Source organism: Streptomyces sp. NPDC031418, assembly GCF_055581605.1.
Map to the genome: position 1 here is coordinate 101,503 of NZ_JBVIJC010000002.1, position 21,777 is coordinate 123,279.

At 72.2% G+C, this 21,777-nt stretch carries 22 protein-coding genes and 1 tRNA gene; 11 read left to right on the plus strand and 12 right to left on the minus strand.

The window, feature by feature from the left end:
- Entirely contained in the window at positions 1-1,302 is a 1,302-nt protein-coding gene (locus ACZ5CZ_RS02535; RefSeq protein ID WP_468938530.1) for a serine-threonine protein kinase, read from the minus strand.
- A gap of 83 nt (positions 1,303-1,385) precedes the next feature.
- On the minus strand, positions 1,386-2,609 hold the full coding sequence (locus ACZ5CZ_RS02540; RefSeq protein WP_468938533.1) for an exo-beta-N-acetylmuramidase NamZ family protein: 1,224 nt from the start codon (positions 2,607-2,609) through the stop codon (positions 1,386-1,388).
- Between the two features lie 161 nt (positions 2,610-2,770).
- On the opposite strand from ACZ5CZ_RS02540, the gene ACZ5CZ_RS02545 reads away from it, so the two are divergent.
- Genes ACZ5CZ_RS02545 through ACZ5CZ_RS02555 form a run of 3 tightly spaced genes read left to right on the plus strand, consistent with a single transcriptional unit; the run spans position 2,771 to position 5,828 of the window.
- Positions 2,771-3,544, plus strand: a complete 774-nt coding sequence (locus ACZ5CZ_RS02545; protein WP_385846592.1) for an SDR family oxidoreductase — start codon at positions 2,771-2,773, stop codon at positions 3,542-3,544.
- On the plus strand, positions 3,541-5,208 hold the full coding sequence (locus tag ACZ5CZ_RS02550) for a class I adenylate-forming enzyme family protein (RefSeq protein WP_468938537.1): 1,668 nt from the start codon (positions 3,541-3,543) through the stop codon (positions 5,206-5,208). Before ACZ5CZ_RS02545 ends, ACZ5CZ_RS02550 begins: the two co-directional genes overlap by 4 nt.
- Positions 5,209-5,234: 26 nt before the next feature.
- Entirely contained in the window at positions 5,235-5,828 is a 594-nt protein-coding gene (locus ACZ5CZ_RS02555; protein WP_385846594.1) for a TetR/AcrR family transcriptional regulator, read from the plus strand.
- Positions 5,829-5,904: 76 nt separating this feature from the next.
- Here ACZ5CZ_RS02555 and ACZ5CZ_RS02560 read toward each other — a convergent pair whose 3' ends face one another.
- From ACZ5CZ_RS02560 to ACZ5CZ_RS02570, 3 genes are all read right to left on the minus strand, one after another.
- Positions 5,905-7,119: an acyl-CoA dehydrogenase family protein gene (locus ACZ5CZ_RS02560; protein ID WP_385846595.1), complete on the minus strand. Its 1,215-nt coding sequence runs from the start codon at positions 7,117-7,119 to the stop codon at positions 5,905-5,907.
- Positions 7,120-7,125: 6 nt separating this feature from the next.
- On the minus strand, positions 7,126-8,148 hold the full coding sequence (locus ACZ5CZ_RS02565; RefSeq protein ID WP_468938541.1) for a phosphotransferase family protein: 1,023 nt from the start codon (positions 8,146-8,148) through the stop codon (positions 7,126-7,128).
- A 169-nt stretch (positions 8,149-8,317) separates the two neighbouring features.
- Positions 8,318-8,617 (minus strand): hypothetical protein, encoded by a 300-nt coding sequence (locus ACZ5CZ_RS02570; protein WP_468938544.1) that lies wholly within the window; start codon positions 8,615-8,617, stop codon positions 8,318-8,320.
- A gap of 114 nt (positions 8,618-8,731) precedes the next feature.
- Between ACZ5CZ_RS02570 and ACZ5CZ_RS02575 the strand changes: the two genes are divergently transcribed.
- Positions 8,732-9,673: an NADP-dependent oxidoreductase gene (locus ACZ5CZ_RS02575; protein ID WP_385846598.1), complete on the plus strand. Its 942-nt coding sequence runs from the start codon at positions 8,732-8,734 to the stop codon at positions 9,671-9,673.
- 18 nt (positions 9,674-9,691) lie between these two features.
- Here the strand turns inward: ACZ5CZ_RS02575 and ACZ5CZ_RS02580 are convergent, their stop codons facing one another.
- Together ACZ5CZ_RS02580 and ACZ5CZ_RS02585 are read right to left on the minus strand one after the other, a co-directional pair.
- Positions 9,692-10,207, minus strand: a complete 516-nt coding sequence (locus ACZ5CZ_RS02580) for an NUDIX domain-containing protein (protein ID WP_450784802.1) — start codon at positions 10,205-10,207, stop codon at positions 9,692-9,694.
- A 39-nt stretch (positions 10,208-10,246) separates the two neighbouring features.
- Positions 10,247-11,143 carry a DMT family transporter gene (locus tag ACZ5CZ_RS02585; RefSeq protein WP_385846600.1) on the minus strand — a complete coding sequence of 299 codons (897 nt, stop codon included), beginning with the start codon at positions 11,141-11,143 and terminating at the stop codon, positions 10,247-10,249.
- Positions 11,144-11,438: 295 nt separating this feature from the next.
- Here ACZ5CZ_RS02585 and ACZ5CZ_RS02590 point away from each other — a divergent pair, with 295 nt between their 5' ends.
- The 3 genes from ACZ5CZ_RS02590 to ACZ5CZ_RS02600 all read left to right on the plus strand — a co-directional run bounded on the left by ACZ5CZ_RS02590 (position 11,439) and on the right by ACZ5CZ_RS02600 (position 13,870).
- Complete coding sequence (locus ACZ5CZ_RS02590; protein WP_468938548.1) at positions 11,439-12,413, plus strand: hypothetical protein; 975 nt, start codon at positions 11,439-11,441, stop codon at positions 12,411-12,413.
- Between the two features lie 118 nt (positions 12,414-12,531).
- Complete coding sequence (locus tag ACZ5CZ_RS02595; RefSeq protein ID WP_385846602.1) at positions 12,532-13,260, plus strand: molybdopterin-dependent oxidoreductase; 729 nt, start codon at positions 12,532-12,534, stop codon at positions 13,258-13,260.
- Complete coding sequence (locus ACZ5CZ_RS02600) at positions 13,244-13,870, plus strand: cytochrome b/b6 domain-containing protein (protein ID WP_385846603.1); 627 nt, start codon at positions 13,244-13,246, stop codon at positions 13,868-13,870. Before ACZ5CZ_RS02595 ends, ACZ5CZ_RS02600 begins: the two co-directional genes overlap by 17 nt.
- Positions 13,871-14,197: 327 nt before the next feature.
- Here the strand turns inward: ACZ5CZ_RS02600 and ACZ5CZ_RS02605 are convergent, their stop codons facing one another.
- Both ACZ5CZ_RS02605 and ACZ5CZ_RS02610 read right to left on the minus strand, forming a co-directional pair.
- Positions 14,198-15,595: a GntP family permease gene (locus ACZ5CZ_RS02605; protein WP_385844577.1), complete on the minus strand. Its 1,398-nt coding sequence runs from the start codon at positions 15,593-15,595 to the stop codon at positions 14,198-14,200.
- A 38-nt stretch (positions 15,596-15,633) separates the two neighbouring features.
- Entirely contained in the window at positions 15,634-16,152 is a 519-nt protein-coding gene (locus tag ACZ5CZ_RS02610; protein WP_385844576.1) for a gluconokinase, read from the minus strand.
- A gap of 140 nt (positions 16,153-16,292) precedes the next feature.
- On the opposite strand from ACZ5CZ_RS02610, the gene ACZ5CZ_RS02615 reads away from it, so the two are divergent.
- A complete protein-coding gene (locus ACZ5CZ_RS02615; protein WP_385844575.1) occupies positions 16,293-16,994 on the plus strand; it encodes a FadR/GntR family transcriptional regulator in 702 nt (233 codons plus the stop codon).
- An 11-nt stretch (positions 16,995-17,005) separates the two neighbouring features.
- Here ACZ5CZ_RS02615 and ACZ5CZ_RS02620 read toward each other — a convergent pair whose 3' ends face one another.
- Positions 17,006-17,380 carry a YchJ family protein gene (locus ACZ5CZ_RS02620; RefSeq protein WP_385844573.1) on the minus strand — a complete coding sequence of 125 codons (375 nt, stop codon included), beginning with the start codon at positions 17,378-17,380 and terminating at the stop codon, positions 17,006-17,008.
- 135 nt (positions 17,381-17,515) lie between these two features.
- Here ACZ5CZ_RS02620 and ACZ5CZ_RS02625 point away from each other — a divergent pair, with 135 nt between their 5' ends.
- Positions 17,516-17,827: a dsRBD fold-containing protein gene (locus tag ACZ5CZ_RS02625; RefSeq protein ID WP_385844572.1), complete on the plus strand. Its 312-nt coding sequence runs from the start codon at positions 17,516-17,518 to the stop codon at positions 17,825-17,827.
- A gap of 25 nt (positions 17,828-17,852) precedes the next feature.
- Here ACZ5CZ_RS02625 and polX read toward each other — a convergent pair whose 3' ends face one another.
- Together polX and ACZ5CZ_RS02635 are read right to left on the minus strand one after the other, a co-directional pair.
- On the minus strand, positions 17,853-19,577 hold the full coding sequence (gene polX / locus ACZ5CZ_RS02630; protein WP_468938554.1) for a DNA polymerase/3'-5' exonuclease PolX: 1,725 nt from the start codon (positions 19,575-19,577) through the stop codon (positions 17,853-17,855).
- Between the two features lie 67 nt (positions 19,578-19,644).
- A tRNA-Leu gene (locus tag ACZ5CZ_RS02635) sits at positions 19,645-19,732 on the minus strand.
- Positions 19,733-19,946: 214 nt separating this feature from the next.
- Here ACZ5CZ_RS02635 and ACZ5CZ_RS02640 point away from each other — a divergent pair.
- Positions 19,947-21,272 carry a M20/M25/M40 family metallo-hydrolase gene (locus tag ACZ5CZ_RS02640; RefSeq protein ID WP_468938556.1) on the plus strand — a complete coding sequence of 442 codons (1,326 nt, stop codon included), beginning with the start codon at positions 19,947-19,949 and terminating at the stop codon, positions 21,270-21,272.
- Between the two features lie 149 nt (positions 21,273-21,421).
- Positions 21,422-21,655, plus strand: coding sequence for a chaplin ChpH (gene chpH / locus ACZ5CZ_RS02645; RefSeq protein ID WP_158919457.1), 234 nt, complete (start codon positions 21,422-21,424; stop codon positions 21,653-21,655).
- Positions 21,656-21,777: the final 122 nt, after the last annotated feature.

Sequence of the window (21,777 nt, forward strand, 5' to 3'; positions counted from 1 at the left end):
TCAGGTGATCCGGCCCGCCGCCAGGACCAGCCGCGCCAGTTCGGGGTGCACGATGTCGCTGTGCGCCCCGGACGGCGCGCCGCCGTTGCGGACCACGGCCGCCGCGTCCACGTTCACGCACCCCGACGCGGGCAGCGGCCCGCGCAGCGCCGCCGCGAGGTCCAGCCGGACGGTGCCCGGCACCGCCTGCACCCCGTCGTGGCCCATCGCACCCCACTCGGGGCCGAGCACCGCCGCGATGTCGGCGCCCAGCACGGAGCGGTCGTCCCCGGACAGCCGGGAGGCCAGCGGGTAGAAGGTGCCGAGCGCCGCGTCGAAGTGCGAGTGGCAGCACACCAGCGGACCGTCGATCCGGCTCTGCCGGTCCTTCAGCGCCCCGGCCGCGTCCGGGTCGTGCGGCAGCCGGGCCGCGAACGCGTAGTGCGAGAAGGCCCCTTGGAGCAGCGTCACGGACTTCACCGTGCGCACCCCGGCGGGCAGCCCGCGCAGCGCGAACGACACCAGCCGCCCGCCGAAGCTGTGCCCGGCGAGATGCACCCGCACCCCCGGGGCCGCACCGGCCAACCGCCCGATCAGCGGCCCGAGTCCGTGCTCGCCGACCGTTCCGGCGCGCCCCTTCATCGTGTAGTACGTCATCTGCCGCAGCAGTTCCTTGGCGCCCTCCCACGGGTCGGGCAGGCTGAACTCTTCCCGTGGACCAGTCGAGCCGACCGATCTGAGCGCCTCGGCGAACTGAGCGCACACCGCCGCCGGGTCCTCGGTGAACAGGGCCGGTTCCCCCGCCTCGTCCGTGTCGGCCGCGCCGGGCCGCCCGGTCCCGTCCGCCAGCAGCCGTGCCAGCCGCCCGAACTCGCGCAACCCGGCCTCGCCGTCCGGCCGTTCGTCGAGCATCCGGGCCAGCTGGTCGACCACGCTCGCCCGGCCCGGAAAGGTCTCCAGCAGCGCTCGCCGGGTGTCCTTGTCCAGTGCCGGGCCGGGCGCGGCGGCCGCCTCCACGGCCGCCACGGTTCTCGGGAAGTCGGGGATCGGCTCGTCGCTGAACCGCATCGACGGCCAGATCACCCCCACGTACCCGATCCGCGCCCCGGGCGCGAGCCCCGGGACCGGGGCGAAGAAGCGGCGGTACAGCGCGGTCGCGCCGGAACGGTCGTTGTTCCAGCCGTGCGCGAAGACGATCAGGTCACGGACGCCGCGCTCCGTGACCTGCGCCAGCAGCCGATCGCGTTCGGGAGGGTCCACGTCCCCGTCCGCGTCGAAGGTCAGCTCCCAGTAGGGAGTCACGCTCATCCCAGGATCCGCCATGCCAGGCTCCCTCGTCCCCCCTGAAACGATGCGTTGCGGACGCATCGTCCTGCGCGGGGGCGAAGTTGGCCATACCCGGCGCCTCACCTGTAGAGGAGATATTCCTTTCGAACCCGCCGGAAGGCGGCCAACTCGTCCTGCCAGGCGCCGGTCACCTCGTCGGTGCCGGCCCCCGCGTCGATCATCGTGCGCACCCGGTCGGAGCCGGTGAGCCGGTCGATCCAGTGGTCCGGCCGCCAGGCGAAGCCGTCCCACACCTTCCGCGCGGTCACCAGCAGCCCGATCCCGGTGCGCACGGGGTCGTAGCCGGCCCGGTCGGTCACATGGATCTGCACCCCGCCGACGGTCTTCCCCTGGAACTTGGAGAACGCGGGCACGAAGTACGCCTCCCGGAACCGCACCCCGGGCAGGTCCAGGGCGTTCGCGGCGGCGGCCCAGCGGCCGTCGAGCCCCTCGGCGCCGAGCAGCTCGAAGGGCCGGGTGGTGCCCCGCCCCTCGGACAGACTGGTGCCCTCGAACAGACAGGTGCCCGAGTACACGAGCGCCGTGTCCGGGGTCGGCATATTGGGGCTCGGCGGCACCCAGGGCAGCCCGCAGGCGTCGTAGAACTCCTCGCGCCGCCAGCCCGTCATCGTCACGGTCTCCAGCGCGACCGGCGTCCCCAGGAACTCCCCGTCGAACAGCCGGGCCAGCTCGGCGACGGTCATCCCGTGCGCCTGCGCGATCGGCTGCCGGCCGACGAAACTGGCGAACTCCCGGTGCAGCACCGGCCCCTCGGCCGTACGCCCGGTCACCGGGTTGGGGCGGTCCAGGACCACGAAGCGCTTGCCCGCCAGCGCGGCCGCCTCCATGCAGTCGTACAGCGTCCAGATGTACGTGTAGAAGCGGGCGCCGACGTCCTGGATGTCGAAGACGACGGTGTCCACACCGGCGGCGGTGAAGATGTCGGCGAGCGCCTGACCGCTCTTGAGATACGTGTCGTAGACCGGCAGGCCGGTCGCCGGGTCGGTGGAGCGGCCCTCGGAGCCGCCCGCCTGCGCGGTGCCCCGGAATCCGTGTTCGGGGCCGAACACCGCGGTCAGCCGGACCCGGGGGTCCTGGTGCATCACGTCGACGATGTGGGTGGTGTCCCTGGTGACGCCGGTGGGGTTGGTGACGACGCCCACGCGCTGCCCGTTCAGCAGCGCGTAGCCGTCGGCCGCGAGCCGTTCGAAGCCGGTCCGCGGCGTTGCCCGGTGTCCGGGGGCCGGGACGGCCGCGAGTCCGGCCGATGCGAGGAGGTTCCTGCGGGACAGGGGGAGCGGCATGGGTGGTCTCCGTCGGGTGCAGGGTGTGGGTCGCCCCTGTGAGGTTGGTGCGGCGACCCTTCCTTTTACACATACCGACTGGTTAGTCTGTCGCTCGCTGAGCCGAGTCGCGTCGTGTCGAAGTCGTCGCAGGCGTGTCGCAGTCGTGTCGAAGGAGACCGATGGTGGAAGCCGTGCAGGATGCCGGAGTGGTCGTCACCGGGGCGGGCGGAGGGATCGGGGCCGCGTTGGCCCGGCGGTTCGCCGCCGCGGGGGCCAGAGTCGTGGTCAACGACCTGGACGCCGGGAAGGCCGAGGCGGTCGCCGAGGAGATCGGCGGGATCGCCCTGCCGGGGGACGCCTCCACGATCGTGGCCGCCGCCCGCGACGCGCTCGGCGGCACGGTGGACGTCTACTGCGCCAACGCCGGTGTCGCCTTCGAGGACGGCGGCGACGGCGGGCCGCTGGACGAGAAGACCTGGGCGCTGTCCTGGGACGTCAACGTCATGGCGCATGTGCGGGCCGCCCATGAGCTGCTGCCGGACTGGCTGGAGCGGGGGCGGGGCCGGTTCGTGGCCACCGTCTCGGCCGCCGGGCTGCTCACCATGATCGGCGCTCCCTCGTACAGCGTCACCAAGCACGGCGCCTACGCCTTCGCCGAGTGGCTGTCGCTGACGTACCGGCACCGGGGCCTGAAGGTGCACGCGATCTGTCCGCAGGGCGTCCGGACCGACATGCTGGTCGCGACCGGCAGCGCCGGAGAGCTGGTGCTCCAGCCGAACGCGATCGAGCCGGAGGCCGTCGCGGACGCCCTGTTCCAGGGCATCGAGGAGGACCGCTTCCTGATCCTTCCGCACCCCGAGGTGGCCGGCTACTACCAGGGCCGGGCCGCCGACCCGGACCGCTGGCTGCGCGGGATGAACCGCGTCCAGCGCAGCTGGGAGGAGGGCCGATGACCACCTCCGGATACGCGGCCCGGCCCTGGCTCGCCCTGCTCACCGAGGCCCAGCGGGCGCCGGTCGACCCCGCCGACTCACTGGTGCACGCCCTGCGCGCCGCAGTCGCCGAGGCCCCCGACCGCACCTTCCTGGCCTACTTCGACGCCCGGCTGAGCTACCGCGAGGTGGACGAGCTGAGCGACGGCGTCGCGGCCCACCTCGCCGCGCGCGGGCTGGAGCGCGGCGACCGGGTGGCCGTCCTGCTCCAGAACTCCCCGCACTTCGTGCTCGCCGTACTGGGCGCCTGGAAGGCCGGGGCCACCGTCGTCCCGGTCAACCCCATGTACAAGGCGGGCGAGGTCGGCCATGTCCTCGCCGACGGCGAGGTGGCCGCGCTGATCTGCTCCGACCGGGCCTGGGAGTCCTACCTCAGGGACACGGCCGCGCAGTCGCCGGTGCGGATCGTGCTCACCGCGTGCGAACGCGACTTCCAGACCCGCGACGACACCCGCGTGCTGGCCTTCGAGCGGCTGCCCCAGGCGGCCGACGCCGACGACCTGGTCGCGGTGGCCCGGCAGGGCGGCCGGGCGCCCGAGGGCCGGGACCCGCGCCCGGGCGACATCGCCCTGATCAGCTACACCTCGGGCACCAGCGGCACCCCCAAGGGCGCCACCAACACGCACGCCAACATCATGCACAACGCCGAGCGCCAGCGCACCGGCCTGGGGCTGCCCGAGGCACCCGTCTACTACGCCCTCGCCCCCCTCTTCCACATCACCGGCATGGTCTGCCAGTTCGGCGCCTGCCTGGCCGGTGCGGGCACCCTGGTGCTCACCTACCGGTTCGAGCCCGGGGTCGTCCTGGAGGCGTTCGCCGAGCACCGCCCGCACTACACCGTCGGCCCGTCCACGGCGTACATGGCGCTGGCCGCCCACCCGGACGTCACCCGCGAGCACTTCGCCTCCTTCGTCAACATCTCCTCCGGCGGCGCCCCGGTGCCACCGGCCCTGGTGGAGGCGTTCCGGGAGCGGTTCGGGCCGTACATCCGCGTCGGCTACGGCCTCACCGAGTGCACCGCCCCCTGCGCCGCGGTGCCGCCCGGCCTGGAGGCGCCCGTCGACCCCGTCTCCGGGACGCTGTCGGTGGGCCTGCCGGGCGCGGACACCGTCGTACGGATCCTGGACGAGTCGGGCGCGGAGGTGCCCTTCGGCGAGCAGGGCGAGATCGTCGTCCGCGGACCGCAGGTGGTGCCCGGCTACTGGCGGCGCCCGGACGCCACCGCCGAGACCTTCCCGGACGGCGAGCTGCGCACCGGCGACATCGGGTTCATGGACGCCCAGGGCTGGCTGTACGTCGTCGACCGCAAGAAGGACATGATCAACGCGTCCGGCTTCAAGGTGTGGCCCCGCGAGGTCGAGGACGTCCTGTACACCCATCCGGCGGTGCGCGAGGCGGCCGTCGTCGGCGTCCCCGACGGCTACCGCGGCGAGACCGTCAAGGCCTATATCAGCCTGCGCCCGGGCGCGGAGGCGGACCCCGATGAACTCGCGGTGTACTGCAAGGAGAGACTGGCCGCCTACAAATATCCGCGTCAGGTGGAGATCCTGGCCGACCTGCCCAAGACGGCGAGTGGCAAGATCCTCCGTCGGGAACTGCGTTCCCGGACGCCGAAGACCCGATGACCCGAACGGAAAGGCAGGTGGCGGCAGTGCCCAGGACGACGGACGGAGACGGGGTTCCCGTCCCGCAGCGGCTCCTCGCCGCCGCCACCCGGCTCTTCGCCGAGCAGGGCTACGACCGCACCTCCGTGCAGGAGATCGTGGAGGCGGCCGGCGTCACCAAGGGGGCGCTGTACCACTACTTCGGCTCCAAGGACGACCTGCTGCACGAGGTTTACGCGCGTGTGCTGCGCGTCCAGCAGGAGCGGCTGGACCATTTCGCCCGGATGGACGCGCCGGTGGAGAAGCGGCTCCGGGACGCGGCGGCGGACGTGGTCGTCACCACGATCGACAACCTCGACGACGCGATGATCTTCTTCCGCTCCATGCACCATCTGAGCCCGGAGAAGAACAAGCAGGTCCGGGCCGAGCGCCGGCGCTATCACGAACGCTTCCGGGCGCTGATCGAGGAGGGCCAGAAGGAGGGCGTCTTCTCCACCGCGACCCCGGCCGACCTGGTCGTGGACTACCACTTCGGCTCGGTCCACCACCTGTCGACCTGGTACCGCCCGGGCGGCCCGCTCACCCCGCAGCAGGTCGCCGACCACCTCGCCGACCTGCTGCTGCGGGCCCTGCGCCCGTAGGGCGTCCGAGAAAGGCCCTGCCCGGACACGGCTGAGGGGCGGTCCCGCCGGCGGGACCGCCCCTCACGCACATCCGCTACAGGTACTTCTTCAGCTCGCGCCGGGCCAGCGACCGCTGGTGCACCTCGTCCGGGCCGTCGGCCAGCATCAGGGTGCGGGCGCTCGCGTACAGCTCGGCCAGCGGGAAGTCCTGGCTCACCCCGCCGGCGCCGTGCAGCTGGATCGCCCGGTCCAGGATGCCGACCACCGCACGCGGCGTGGCGATCTTGATGGCCTGGATCTCGGTGTGGGCGCCCTTGTTGCCGACGGTGTCCATCAGCCAGGCCGTCTTCAGCACCAGCAGCCGCAGCTGCTCCACCGTGACCCGGGCGTCGGCGATCCAGTTCTGCACCACGCCCTGCTGGGCCAGCGCCTTGCCGAACGCGGTACGGGACACCGCCCGCCGGCACATCAGCTCGATGGCCCGTTCCGCCATGCCGATCAGCCGCATGCAGTGGTGGATCCGGCCGGGACCGAGCCGGGCCTGGGCGATGGCGAAGCCGCCGCCCTCCTCGCCGACCAGGTTGGTGACGGGCACGCGCGCGTGGTCGAAGACCACCTCGGCGTGGCCGCCGTGCCAGTGGTCCTCGTACCCGAACACCTGCATGGCGCGCTTGACGGTGACACCGGGCGTGTCGCGCGGGACCAGGACCATGGACTGCTGGCGCCGGATGTCCGCGCCGTCCGGGTCGGTCTTGCCCATCACGATGAAGACCTTGCAGTCCGGGTTCATCGCCCCGGAGATGTACCACTTGCGGCCGGTGATGACGTACTCGTCGCCGTCCCGCTCGATCAGGGTGGTGATGTTGGTGGCGTCCGAGGAGGCCACCTCCGGCTCGGTCATCGCGAACGCCGAGCGGATCTCGCCCGCGAGCAGCGGCTCCAGCCACTGCTTCTTCTGCTCGTCGTTGCCGAACTGGGCCAGCACCTCCATGTTCCCGGTGTCCGGCGCCGCGCAGTTCGTCGCGGTGGGCGCCAGCTGCGGGCAGCGGCCGGTGATCTCGGCGAGCGGCGCGTACTGGAGGTTGGTCAGCCCGGCGCCGTGCTCGGCGTCCGGCAGGAAGAGGTTCCACAGGCCCTGCCGGCGCGCCTCCGCCTTCAGCTCCTCGACCACCGCGGGGGTGTCCCAGGGGGAGGCGAGCGCGGCCCGCTGCTCCTCGGCGACCGCCTCGGCGGGGTAGACGTACTCGTCCATGAAGGCCAGGAGCCTGGCGCGGAGTTCCTCGGTCGTGGCGTCGAACGCGAAGTCCATGGCAGGTCAGCCTTCCTGAAGGGTGGTCAGTCCGTGGTCGATGAAGACGGGTACGAGGTCGCCGATCCGGTCGAAGCCGCGCCCGACCGTCTGGCCCAGCGTGTACCGGTAGTGGATGCCCTCCAGGATCACGGCGAGCTTGAACCAGGCGAACGCCTCGTACCAGGCGACGGCCGAGACGTCCCGCCCCGAGCGCGCCGCGTACCGCTCGATCAGCTCCTCGGGGGACGGGTGCCCCGGGGCCTCGGCGGTCGTGGACACCGGAGAGTCGGCCATGCCGAGCGGACGGCTGTACATCACCAGCAGGCCCAGGTCGGTGAGCGGATCGCCGAGCGTGGACATCTCCCAGTCGAGGATCGCCCTGATCCGGTCGTCGTCGCCGATGAGGACGTTGTCGAGCCGGTAGTCGCCGTGCACGACCGCGGGCGCGGGGGAGGCGGGCAGCCGGCGGCCCAGGGTCGAGTGCAGCTCGTCGATGCCCGGCAGGTCGCGGTTGCGGGAGGCGTCCAGCTGCTTGCCCCAGCGGCGCAGCTGCCGGTCCAGGAACCCCTCCGGACGGCCGAAGTCGGCGAGGCCCACCTCGCCGGGGTCCACCGCGTGCAGCTCCACCAGGGTGTCCACCAGGGACAGCACCGCGTTCCGGGTGCGCTCCGCGCCCAGCGGGGCGAGCTGCTGCGCGGTGCGGTACGGGGTGCCCTCGACGAACTCCATGATGTAGAAGGGCGCGCCGAGCACGTCCTCGTCCTCGCACAGCAGCACCGGCCGCGGCACCGGAACCGTCGTCGGGTGCAGCGCGCTGATCACCCGGTGCTCGCGCTTCATGTCGTGCGCGGTGGCCAGCACATGGCCGAGCGGCGGCCGCCGTACGACCCAGCGCGAGGTGCCGTCCGAGAGGGCGTAGGTGAGGTTCGACCGTCCGCCCTCGATCAGCCGTCCGCTCAGCGGGCCGTCCACCAGACCGGGGCGTTCGCGGTCGAGCAGGGCGCGCAGCCGGTCCAGGTCGAGTCCGGGCGGGTGGTCGGCGCTCATACATCACTCCTACGAACGGGTGAACAGGACGCCCTTCATGATGCCGACCGGTCGGTATGCCGTCCAGTGCGTGGCGCGTCCCGGAAGCGAAAGTGATCGGCGCCACCTTATGCCGACGGCTCCCCGGCGCGCTGCCCGGGGAGCCGTCCGGCCCCTGCCCCTGGTGGGCTCAGTGGTCGTCCCAGTGGCTCTCGTGCTCCGCGTGCCGGTGCCCGTCGTGCAGGTAGTCGACGTGGTCGCCGTGGCGCACAGCGGTGTGCCCGCAGTCCGCGCCGTGCGCGTGGGCGTGTCCCTCGTGCGGGGAGTGCCCGGCCGGTTCGCACTCGTCCCAGTGGCCCTCGTGCTCCCGGTGCAGATGACCGTCGTGCGCATAGTCGAGGTGGTCGCCGTGCGGCACGCCCTCGTGCCCGCACTCCGGGCCGTGCCGGTGCGTCCCGTGGTCGGTGTGTTCCTGGTGAAGCGCGGTCATGGCGCCCGCCTTACGGGGTACGGGGGTGTGGCGACGGACAGGCTACGCGCGCGAACGGCGTATATCGGTACATACCGGTTGCGTGGCGTACGAGTACCCCGGAGGGTCGAAGGCATGAAGGCCATCAGCTACAGCCGCTACGGCGGCCTCGATGTACTGGAGTACGGCGAGGTGCGCGACCCGAAGGTCGGCCCCGACCAGGTACTCGTCAAGGTGCGCGCGGCGGCCGTCAACCCCGTCGACTGGAAGTGCCGTGAGGGCTACCTCGACGCGGCGCTGGACGCCGTCTTCCCGGTCATCCCCGGCTGGGACGTCAGCGGCGTCGTCGTCCAGCCCGGCGCCGCCGTCACCGAGTTCGCCGTCGGCGACGAGGTGATCGGCTACGTCCGGGAGGACTTCCTCTCCCGGGGCACGTTCGCCGAGTACGTCGCCGCGCCCGTGCGCACCCTGGCCCGCAAGCCCCGCAACCTCACCTACGAGGAGGCCGCCGGCCTTCCGCTGGCCGGGCTCACCGCCTACCAGGTGCTGGTCAAGGCGCTCCAGGTGCAGCGCGGTGAGACCGTCCTGGTGCACGCGGCGGCCGGCGGCGTCGGCTCCCTGGCCGTGCAGCTCGCCGCCCACTTCGGCGCCCGCGTCATCGGCACGGCCAGCGAACGCAATCACGACTACGTCCGCGGCCTCGGCGGCGAGCCGGTGGCCTACGGCGACGGACTGACCGAGCGGGTGCGCGAGCTGGCCCCGGACGGGGTGGACGCGGTCTTCGACACTGTCGGCGGCGACGCCCTGAAGGCCTCCGCCGAGCTGCTCGCCCCCGAGGGCCGGATCGCCTCGATCGCCGACGCCGAGGTGGTGGGCTACGGCGGCCGCTACTGCTTCGTCCGCCCGGACGCCGAGGACCTGACCCGCCTCACCGAGCTGGCGGAACAGGGCGTCGTGAGCGTGCATGTGCAGGAGACCTTCCCGCTGGAGCGCACGGCCGACGCCCACCGCGTCAACCAGGAGGGCCGCACCCGGGGCAAGATCGTGGTGACGGTCGACTGGGACGACGAGGCCTGACACCGGCCCCCCGGCGCCTCACCGGCCCGCCCGGAACTCCTTCAGCCGCTCGTACGCCGCCAGCCCGTCCGGCACCCACTCCCAGCTGCCGAGCCGCCGCTCCACCTCCTCCTCGGGCAGGAAGTCGTGCCACTGCACCTCCTCCACCTGGGGGTGGACCGGCAGCTCGCAGCGCACCTCGTACACCGCCGACCACCAGCTCTGCCCGGCGCCGTCGTCGTACAGGAACTTGAAGAGGTACTCCGGCCGGGGCAGCCCGGTGACCCCCAGCTCCTCCTCGGCCTCCCGCAGCGCCGCCTCGTCGTAGGACTCGCCCGCGCCCACGACCCCGCCGACGAACATGTCGTACATCGAGGGAAAGACCAGCTTGGTCGCGGTGCGCCGGTGCACGAAGAGCCGGCCGGCGGCGTCCCGGGCCTGGACGAACACACAGCGGTGCCGCAGCCCGCGGGCGTAGACCTCGCCGCGCGGGTACTGGCCGACGACCCGGTCGTGCTCGTCGACGGTGTCGAGGATCTCGTCAGCAGGATTCATACCGGTATCCAACCAGCCCGGCACCCGGGCAAAGGCTCCTCAGCGGCGCTGGAGGTCCCGGGCCGGCGGTTCCGCCTGCGGTGCGCCACAGGGCATCGCCGGGTGCAGGCCGAGCAGGACGATGCCCGCGACGATCGCCGCGAGCCCGGCCGCCTCCCAGGCCAGCGCCCCGGTACCGGTGCGCAGCCGGTCGCCGAGGAAGCCGACCCCGCACAGGATCCCGGCGAGCGGCTCGGCCGCGGTGAGCGCGGGCAGCGACATGCGCAGCGGTGCTGTCTCGAAGGCGCTCTGCACCAGGATCAGCCCGGTGACCCCGCAGGCCAGTACCCCGTACGGCTGCCAGCCGGTGAGCAGCTCGGCGAAGCCGCCCGCGGCGAAGCGGGTGCCGCTCACCCGGGTCAGCGCGTCCTGCACGCCGTACAGCAGCCCGGCGGCGGTGGCCAGCAGCACCGGACCCCAGCTCATCCGGGACCGTTTGGCGTACGTCGTGAGCAGCAGGGCCGCCCCCACCATGGCGCCGATGATCAGCCAGTGGCGCAGCGGATCGGTGACGGCGCTGCCGGAGCGCGGCTCGCCCGCCAGGATGAACGCGCTCACCCCGCCCGCGAGCAGCGCCAGCCCGGCCCAGCCCTGACGGCCCAGCGGCTGTCCGGTCTGCCGGCGGGAGAGCGCGAGCGCGAACAGCAGATTGGTCGCGAGCAGCGGTTCGACCAGGGAGATCTCACCCTCGCCGAGGGCGACCGCGCCGAGCACCATGCCGGCCACCATCAGCGCCAGCCCGCCCAGCCAGCGCGGCACCCGCACCAGGTCGAGCAGCAGCCGGAAGGAGAGGAAGTCGCTGAGCGGGGCCTGCTGTGCGGCGTTCTGCTGGAGGACGAAACCGAAGCCGAGGCAGCAGGCCGCGCTCACGGCGAGAAGGAGAACCAGAACGGACACGCTGCGTACCTCGATCATCCGGCCGGACCACGGACGCGTCGTGGCCGACTGTAGCGCTCCGCGGCCGCATTGCCCCGGAGAGTACCCGGAACCGGGCAGTTCACCCGGTCGTCCGGCCATCGTGCGTGCCTCCGGAGCGGGGCGCCATGGCGCACGCCACACAGGTAGACCAAGTGCCGCCCAAGGCCCGATAGTTGAAGCCAATATCAGTCCGGTTCCGCTTGACGCAAACCTTGGCTGAGGGTTTGCTGTGCGTGATCGGTCGATGGCAGCCCGAACAACAGGAAGTCCCGCGGTGCCTCCACTCCCGCCCCTGCTCGGCGCCGGCCGGGCCCCCACGGACCCGCCCGGCGACCCCGCGCCGGACCCCTCCGGCGCCTACGACGGCGCCCTCGACGACGCCGAACTCCGCTCCGCCCGCGCCGCGTTGGCCCAGGGCCGCCCCCAGGCCGCCCGCTCCCTGCTGCGCCGCACCGGCGACGACTGGGACCGCCGCGGCCACCGCCTCACCGTGCTCGCCGGGGAGCCGTACGCCGCCGCCTGGGCCCGGGACTGGCTGCACGGCGAGCCCGGCTCCGCCGACGCCGCCACCCTGCTCGCCCTCGCCCTCGTCCACCGCGCCCTGCACGGCAAGGAGGACCCCGACCAGGCCCGCGCGGCCTGCGCCACGGCCGCCGCGCTCGCCCCCGCCGACCCCACCCCCTGGCTCGGCCGGCTGCTGCTCGCCCGCACCCTCGGCCCGGAGCGCGAGACGCTCGCCGTCTTCGCCGAGCTGCACCGCCGCCACCCCGAGCACCACCACGGCCACCATCTGCTCCTCGCCCGGCTCGCCGAACATCCGGCAGGCGGCCGCGACGAGTCCCACGAGGTGTACGACCTCGCCGAGCTGGCCGCCGCCCAGGCCCCCGCCGACTCCCCGCTGGCCCTGCTGCCGGTCGTCGCCTACGCCGAGCGCTACCGGGTCCTCGCCGCGGCCGGCCTGGCCCCGGCCGACCCCGCCGCCTCCGGCCACTGGTCCGGCCCGCGCGCCCGGCGCATCCTGCGCGCCTGCTTCGACTGGTGGCTGGAGTGGGAGCACGACGAACACCCCCGCCGCCACATCGACCTCAACCACCTCGCCTTCGCCCTCGACTGCGCCGGCCGCGCCGCCGAGGCCGCGGCCCTCTTCCGGCGCATCGGCCGGCACGCCACCCCGGAACCCTGGGCCTACGCGCACCGCGACCCCCGGGCCGCCTTCCACACCGCCCGCGCCCGCGCGCTCGGGCAGTGAACCGCTCGGGCGGTGAACGCCGGACCGCTGCGGGCCGTACCCAGGAAGTGATGACGGAAGTCTGACGGCCCACCCGATCCCCTGGCCCCCGTACGGCCCCGAGTGCTCGAATGAGAACGTGAACGCTGAACAGCCCGAGGAGCCCGGCGGCAGCCCCGTCGGCCGCCGCGTCTTCCTCGGCACCCTCGGTCTGGGCGCCCTCGGCGTGCTCGCCGCGCCCACGCTCCAACGCGGCCTGGAAGGATTCCTCGGCAGTGTCGCCGGACAGGACCCCACCGGCCTGACCGGACTGCTGCCCAACGGCGGCGGCTTCCGCTACTACTCCGTCGCCGCCTCCGTGCCGCACCGGAGCGCCACCGACTACCGCCTCACCATCGACGGCCTGGTCGACCGCCCGCGCAGCTACACCCTGGCCGAGCTGCGCGCCCTGCCGCAGACCCGGCTGGTCAAGGACGTGCAGTGCGTCACCGGCTGGCGGGTGCCCGGCACCCCCTTCGAGGGCGTCCGCCTCTCCCACCTGCTGGACGCGGCCGGAGTCCGCTCCTCCGCGAAGGCGCTGCGCTTCACCTGCTTCGACGGCACCTACACCGAGAGCCTCACCCTCGACCAGGCCCGCCGCCCGGACATCCTGGTCGCGCTGCGCATGCAGGACAAGGACATCGGCCACGACCACGGCGGCCCCGTCCGGCTCTACGTCGCCCCCATGTACTTCTACAAGTCGGCCAAGTGGCTCTCCGGGATCACGGTCACCGACCGGGTCGAACCCGGCTACTGGGAACACCTCGGCTACGACGTCGACGCCTGGGTCGGCCGCTCGAACGGACGGACCGATGAGCCTACGAGCTGAGACCCCGGCCCCGCCGAGCGCCCGGATCCGCCGCTTCGGCCACGCCCAGCGCTGGGTGCACCGCGCGACCGCCGCGCTGATGGGCGTCTGCGTGCTGACCGCGGCCGTCCTCTACATCCCGCAGCTGGCGATCCTGGTGGGCCGCCGGGAACTCGTCGTACGCATCCACGAGTGCGCGGGCCTCGCCCTGCCGGTCCCGGTCCTGCTCGGCCTGGCCTCCCGTGCCTTCCGTGCCGACCTGCGCCTGCTCAACCGCTTCGGCCCGCACGACCGGGTGTGGCTGCGCGCCGCCCTGGTCCGCGACCGGCGCCACAGCTCACGCCCGGCCGGCAAGTTCAACGCCGGGCAGAAGATCTACGCGTCCTGGATCGCCGGTGCCGCCCTGGTCATGCTCGGCACCGGCCTGATGATGTGGTTCACCCATCTCGCGCCGCTGGTGTGGCGCACCGCGGCCACCTTCGTCCACGACTGGCTGGCCCTGACCATCGGCGTGGTCCTCGCGGGCCACATCGGCATGGCCCTGGGCGATCCGGAGGCGCGCAGGGGCCTGCGCACGGGCACGGTGAGCCGGTCCTGGGCCAAGCGGGAACACCCGCTCTGGCGCCCGTGACCGGCCCCTCCTGTCGTACCGCTGCTAGGGCCTCTCTTTCGGATCTTGCCGGCGTCGCGGGCCCTGGCACGCACATCTGCGGCGTTGTCGTCCCTCGCCGACTCCCCCACGCTCGGCTTCGCTCGCGCGGGGGGACCCCCATCGCTCCGCGTCGACTCGGTCCTCCGCCTTGCATCTGCACGCTCCCCCAAGCTCTCGACTCCTCCCCCACTCTCGGCTCCGCTCGAGCGGGGGGACCCCCATGAGCAGGGGGCACCCCCATGACCCCGCTCGGGTCGGCCGAGAAGGCACGGCCAGCCGAAGCCGACCTGATCCGAAAGAGAGGCCCTAGATGACCAGGGACAGCAGCAGGACCAGACCGCCGCCGACGACCGAGATGATCGTCTCCATCACCGACCAGGTCTTGACGGTCTGCCCGACGCTCAGCCCGAAGTACTCCTTCACCAGCCAGAAGCCGGCGTCGTTGACATGGCTGAAGAAGAGCGAGCCGGCGCCGATGGCCAGGACCAGCAGGGCGGAGTGGGTCGTCGACATGTCCGCGGCGAGCGGGGCCACGAGACCCGCGGCCGAGACGGTCGCCACCGTCGCCGAACCGGTCGCCAGCCGGATCGCCACCGCGATCAGCCAGGCCAGCAGCAGCGCCGGGATCGACCAGTCCTTGGAGATGTCCAGGATCATCTGGCCGACGCCGCAGTCGATGAGCGTCTGCTTGAAGCCGCCGCCCGCGCCGACGATCAGCAGGATGCCGGCGATGGGCATCAGGCCCTTCTCCACCGTCTGCTGAAGCCGGTCCCGGGTGAAGCCGGCGGGCCGGCCCAGCGTGAAGAAGCCGACGAGCACGGCGGCGAGCAGCGCGATCAGCGGGGAGCCGATCACGTCGAAGACGCGCTGGGTCGAGTTCGCGGGGTCGTCGTAGACGATGTCCACCAGCGCCTTGGCCAGCATCAGCACCACCGGCAGCAGCACGGTGGCCAGCGTGGCACCGAAGCCGGGACGGCGCTCCAGCTCCTCCGAGGCGCGCTGCGGCAGCATGCGGTCCGGGGCCGGGACGTCCACCCAGCGGGCGGCGACACGGGAGAACAGCGGACCGGCGATGATCACGGTCGGTATCGCGACCAGGATGCCGAGCGCCAGCGTGACACCCAGGTTGGCCTTGACCGCGTCGATCGCGACCAGCGGGCCGGGGTGCGGCGGGATCAGGCCGTGCATCACGGACAGACCGGCCAGCGCCGGGATGCCGATGCGCATCAGGGAGTAGTTGCCGCGCTTGGCGACCATCAGCACCACCGGGATCAGCAGCACGATGCCGACCTCGAAGAACAGCGGCAGACCGATCACGGACGCGATCAGCACCATCGCCCAGGGCATCGCACGGCCCCCGGCCCTGGCGAGGATCGTGTCCACGATCTGGTCCGCACCACCGGAGTCGGCGAGCAGCCTGCCCAGGATCGCCCCGAGCGCGATCAGGACGCCGACGCCGGCCACGGTGGCGCCGAGCCCGGTGGTGAAGCTGGTGATGGCCTTGTCGAGCGGTGCTCCGGCGACCGCTCCGAGCGTCAGCGACCCGATGGTCAGCGCCAGGAAGGCATGAAGCTTGAACTTGGTGATGAGCAGGACGATCACGGCGATGCCCACCAGCACGGCGATGCCCAGCTGGGCGTGTCCGGCGGAGGTGATGGGCGCAGGTGCGTCCGCTGCCAGCATCTCGACGCTGAGTCTGGTCACGGGGGTTCCTTGCGGTTACGGGGGACGGTGATGAGGTGTTACTCGGATGCGAGGGCGAGCGAGTCCAGCGCCCGCACGGCGCGCTCGGTGATCTCCTCGGGGCTGCCGCTGACGTCCACGGCGACACCCGCCTCGTCCGGCTCCAGCGGCTGGAGCGTGGCGAACTGGGAGTCCAGCAGCGCGGTCGGCATGAAGTGGCCCTGCCGCGCGCCCATCCGGTCCTCGATCAGCTTCCGGTCGCCCGTGAGGTGCACGAACACGATCCCGGGAGCCACGGCCCTGAGCCGGTCGCGGTACGACCGCTTCAGCGCCGAGCTGCTCACCACCCCGCCGAGCCCGGCCCGCCCCTCGGCCCAGTGACCGATGGCGTCGAGCCACGGCCACCGGTCGGAGTCGTCGAGCGGGACGCCGGCCGACATCTTGTCGATGTTGGCCGCCGGGTGGAAGTCGTCGCCCTCGGCGTACGGGACGCCCAGCCGCGCGGCGAGCAGGGGACCGATCGTGGTCTTGCCCGTCCCCGCGACGCCCATCACGACGACGACCTGGGGGGTACGCATGACTGCCTCGCTGTCTTCCTCGACATCCGACGCCACTTCGGCGTCGCCACACTGAAACCCATTAGGTACGACGAATTCAAGAGACTGTGATGAATAAGTCTGACTTTTTGGCTCTGTGATCCAGGCCGTACGCTGAGTGCATGAGCACACCGGGCCGGGGGCTGCACGGCCATGTACTGGACACCCTCGGCCCCGCGATCACGGCGGGGGAGTACCCGCCGGGCAGCGTGCTGCGCACCGACGAGCTCGCGCAGAAGTTCGAGGTCTCGCGCTCGGTGATGCGCGAGGCCGTCCGGGTGCTGGAATCCATGCACCTGGTCGAGTCCCGCCGCCGGGTGGGCGTCACGGTCCGCCCCAAGTGCGAGTGGAACGTCTACGACCCGCAGGTCATCCGCTGGCGGCTGGCCGGCGCCGACCGCCCGCACCAGCTGCGCTCACTGACCGTGCTGCGCTCCGCGGTCGAACCGGTGGCAGCGGCCCTCACCGCGAGAAACGCCACGGCCGAGCAGTGCGCCGAACTCACCGAGTGCGCGCTCGGCATGGTCGCCAACTCCCGGGGCCACCGCCTGGAGGAGTACCTCGTCCACGACATGGCCTTCCACCGCGTCATCCTCAACGCCTCGGGCAACGAGATGTTCGCCCGCCTCGGCGACGTGGTCGCGGAAGTGCTGGCCGGCCGCACCCATCACGAGGTCATGTTCGAGGACCCCGACCCGGCCGCCGTCACCCTGCACGTCCAGGTGGCCGAGGCGGTCCGCGCGGGCGACGCGGCCCGCGCCGAGCAACTGACCCGCGAGATCACCGTGGGCGCCCTCCACGAACTGGACATCCTGGCGCCCTAGGAGGGGCGGGGCTACTCCAGGAAGTCCCCGTCGACGTACACCCACGCGCCGTCCACCCGCTCGAAGCGGCTCCGCTCGTGCAGCGAGCCGCCCCGGTAGGAGGCGCGGAAGGTCACCGTGCCCGTGCTGTGGAACGCGGAACCGTCGCTCGTGTCCAGGATCTCCAGCCCCGTCCACCTCATCCGCGGATCCAGCTCCAGCCCCTCGGGCCGGGTCCGCGGATGCCAGGTGCGCAGCAGATACCCCGCGTCCCCCTGCACGAACGCGCTGTACCGCGACCGCATCAGCAGCTCCGCGGTCGGCGCCTGCGCGGAGCCCGTGTGGAAGCGGCCGCAGCAGGCGGCGTACGGCTGGGGCAGTCCACAGGGGCAGGAGCGCGAGGTCATGGCCCCCATTCTGCCCGCACCCACGGCCCGCCCCGCGCCCCGTCCGGATTTCACCGACAAGGAGGCATCCGCGCCCGGCGAGGTGCACAGTGGGAGAGGAAGTGCGCCGCGCAGCACAGTGAGGAGAGACGGACGATGACCGGACCCCTCCACCACCGGCCTCCGGCCGTCAAGGAATGGCGGCTCAACCTGTACCTGTCCGAGCACGACCCGGACACCACCGCCCGGATCATCCTGGACACCGGGGACAACGTCATGGAGAGCCACGCGGAGGCCCGCCGCAACCCCTACGACCCGGACGTCCCCGAGATCGGCGACGAACTCGCCGCCGGACGCGCCCTGATCGCCATGGGCCGCCGGCTGCTGCGCGCCGCCGACGGCGACATGAAGGCCGTCGGAGCCACCGACACCGAGGCGCCCGGGCCGCTCTGGATGCAGCGGGAGTGAGACGCGCGGAGGGGCGGTCCGGGAATCAGCTGCCCGCCTTTCGTAGAAAGCGGCGCAGCCGGGTCAGCGGCCAGGTGTTGATCACATCGTCCCCGGTGAGCCAGCCCCGCTGGGCCGTGCCCACCCCGTACCGCAGCTGCGCCAGGTGCGGCACGGAGTGGGCATCGCTGTTCACCGCGAACTTCACGCCGTACCCCCGCGCCCGCAGGATGTCCTCGTCGCACAGGTCCAGCCGGTCCGGCTGGGCGTTGACCTCCAGCGCCGTGCCGGTCCGCGCGCACGCCGCGAACACCTGGTCCCAATCCGCGTCCACCCCCGGCCGCCTGCCGATCAGCCGGGTGGTGGGGTGCCCGATGACATGGACGTACGGGTTCTCGCACGCCCGCACCAGCCGCCGGGTCATCGCCGCGCGGTCCAGGTCGAAGTGCGAGTGCAGCGAGGCCACGCACAGATCGAAACCGGCCAGGAACTCCTGCGGCCAGTCCACCTCGCCGTCCGGCCCGATGTTCAGCTCCGTGCCGTGCAGCAGCCGCATCCGGCGGTGCCTGCCGTCCAGCTCCCGCACCCGCTCCCGCTGCGCGAGGACCTTCTCCTCGGTCATGCGCTGCATGTACAGGTTCGGCGCGTGGTCGGTGACCGCGTAGTAGGCGTAACGGCGTTCGGCGGCCGCCGCCACCATCTCCTCCAGCGGCGCCAGACCGTCCGTCAGATCGGTGTGCGTGTGCAGGTCGCCGCGGATGTCCCGCTCGGTCACCAGCTCCGGCAGCTCCCCGCGCAGGGCCGCCTCGATCTCCCCGCGGTCCTCCCGCAGCACCGGCGGGATCCACGGCAACCCGAGCCGGGCGTACACCTCCTCCTCGGTCCGGGAGGCCAGCGACTCTCCGCTCTCCGCGTCGAACAGCCCGTACTCGGACAGCTTCAGCCCCATGTGCACGGCGATGGTGCGCGTACGGATGTTGTGCGCCTTGGAGCCGGTGAAGTACTGCATCCCGGCGCCCCAGGACTCCGGCGGCAGCACCCGCAGATCGACCTGGAGCCCCTTGGTGGTGCGGATCGACGTCTTCTTCGAGCCCCGCGCGATGACCTCCGCGGTGGCGGGCAGCTCGCACAGCGCCGCCATGAACGGCTCGGACCTCTTCGCCGCGACGATGACGTCCAGATCCCCGACGGTCTCCCGCATCCGGCGCAGCGAGCCGGCGTAGGCGCACCGCGTGCACCCGGAGACCCGGGACAGCGCGGCGACGATCTCCTCCGCGGTGTCCAGGGCCGGCGGCAGCGGCACCCGGGCGCCCGCCTGCCGAAGCAGCTCGATGCCGTGCCGGATGTTCTCCTGCGTCTTCTCGCCGAACCCCTTCAGATCGGCCAGCGCGTCCGCCTCGATCGCCGCGGCCAGCTCGTTCACCGACGAGATGTGCAGATCCTCGTACAGCCGCAGCGCCTTCTTCGGACCCAGCGTCGGGATCGTGATCAGCTCCCGCACCCCGGCGGGGATCTTCGCCCGGCGCTCCTCGACCACCGCCATCTTCCCGGTGCGCAGGTACTCGGCCACCTTGTCGGCGATCGACCGGCCCACGTTCGGGATCTCTCTGAGGCCGTCCTCGTCCAGCGCGGAGATGTCGGCCGGATACCCGCCGATGGCACGCGCCGCCTTCTCGTAGGCGCGCGCCTTGAAGGCGTCGCCTCCCGTGATCGCCACGAGGTCGGCGTACTCCCGCAGAAGCGCCTCGACCTCGTCGTTGGGCCGGGCCACCCCTCAAGTCTAGGAAGCCCGGCCCACCGGGGCATGCAAAAGGCCCCCGCCGAAGCAGGGGCCTTGCTGGTGTCCGAGGGGGGACTTGAACCCCCACGCCCGATAAAGGGCACTAGCACCTCAAGCTAGCGCGTCTGCCATTCCGCCACCCGGACAAGGTGTCTGTCGTGCGAGTTCCTCCCTCTCGGCGGGTTTCCCTCGCGGCGACGAAGAGAACATTACCAGGCTTCCGGGGGTGCCTGATCACCCCCGGTCCCGGGGCCGTGCAGCGTGAACGGCATGTGACGGGCCGGTCCCCGTCTTGGGCCGGTGCCGGTGCCGGAGAGAGGATGAGGGGGACCCACCAGCAGTGACAGCGGGAGGAAGCACGTGAGCGACACGGACACGGCCAGGGGCGTCACCGGTGAGGACGAGGTCGTGGACCTCTGCCGCGAGCTGATCCGGTTCGACACCAGCAACTACGGCGACCACTCCGGGCCCGGCGAGCGCAAGGCGGCCGAGTGGGTCGCCGAGAAGCTCGCCGAGGTCGGGCTGGAGCCGGAGATCTTCGAGTCCCACCCGGGCCGCGCCTCGACGGTGGCCCGCATCGAGGGCGAGGACCCGTCCCGGCCCGCGCTGCTGATCCACGGCCATCTGGACGTCGTACCGGCCAACGCCGCCGACTGGACCCACCACCCGTTCTCCGGCGAGGTCGCGGACGGGTGCGTGTGGGGGCGCGGCGCCGTCGACATGAAGGACATGGACGCCATGACCCTCGCGGTCGTGCGCGACCGGCTGCGCAGCGGCCGTCGTCCCCCGCGGGACATCGTGGTCGCCTTCCTCGCCGACGAGGAGGCCGGCGGCACCTACGGCGCCCGCCACCTCGTGGACCACCACCCCGAGCTGTTCGAGGGCGTCACCGAGGCGATCAGCGAGGTCGGCGGCTTCTCCTTCACCGTGAACGAGCAGCGCCGGCTCTATCTGATCCAGACGGCCGAGAAGGGCATGCACTGGATGAAGCTGACCGTGGCCGGCACCGCCGGGCACGGTTCGATGATCCACCGGGACAACGCCATCACCGAGCTGTCCGAGGCCGTCGCCCGGGTCGGCCGGCACCGGTTCCCGGTGCGCGTGACCAAGACCACCCGGGCCTTCCTGGACGAGCTGGGCGACGCGCTCGGCACCGAGCTGGACCCGGAGGACATGGAGTCCACCCTGGCCCGGCTCGGCGGTATCGCCAAGCTGATCGGCGCGACCCTGAGCAACACCGCCAACCCGACCCAGCTGAAGGCCGGTTACAAGGTCAACGTGATCCCGGGCGAGGCCACCGCGCACATCGACGGCCGCTTCCTGCCCGGCTACGAGGAGGAGTTCCTCGGCGACCTCGACCGGCTGCTCGGCCCGCGGGTGCGCCGCGAGGACGTGCACGCCGACAAGGCGGTGGAGACCGACTTCGACGGACCGCTGGTGGCCGCGATGCAGTCCGCGCTGCTGGCCGAGGACCCCACCGCCAAGGCGATCCCGTACATGCTCTCCGGCGGCACCGACGCCAAGTCCTTCGACGACCTCGGCATCCGCGGCTTCGGGTTCGCCCCGCTCAAGCTGCCCCCGGAGCTGGACTTCGCCGGCATGTTCCACGGCGTGGACGAGCGGGTGCCGGTGGACGGCCTCCAGTTCGGCGTGCGGGTGCTGGACCGCTTCATCGACGCTTCGTGAGGCTCTGCCCTGGAGTAATCGGCCGCGCGTACGACACCGACTGAGAAGAGTGAATCCGACCATAAGCTCGTAGCTCCATTACTCCCTCCTCGTTACAGGTGATGCGAACCCCGCACCTTGGGATCGCATTTGCCAACGAGGAGGAAGTAATGATCAAGAAGGTCGTCGCTGCTGCGGCTGCCACCGGTGGGCTGGTTCTCGCGGGCGCGGGCCTGGCCGTCGCCGACTCGGGTGCCCAGGGGGCCGCCGTGCACTCCCCGGGTGTCGTCTCCGGCAATGTCGTCCAGGTGCCCGTCCACGTCCCGGTGAACGTGTGCGGCAACACGATCAACGTGATCGGGCTCCTGAACCCCGCCTTCGGCAACACCTGCATCAACAAGTGACGCCGGCTCCCTGAGGGGGCCGCTGTCCCCAAGGGCGTCTTTTGCGAGCCGTCGGCCCCGGAGCGCGCGCCATGCGCTCCGGGGCCGACCGGCCTTTTCTCACAGAACATCGAAGGCAGGGG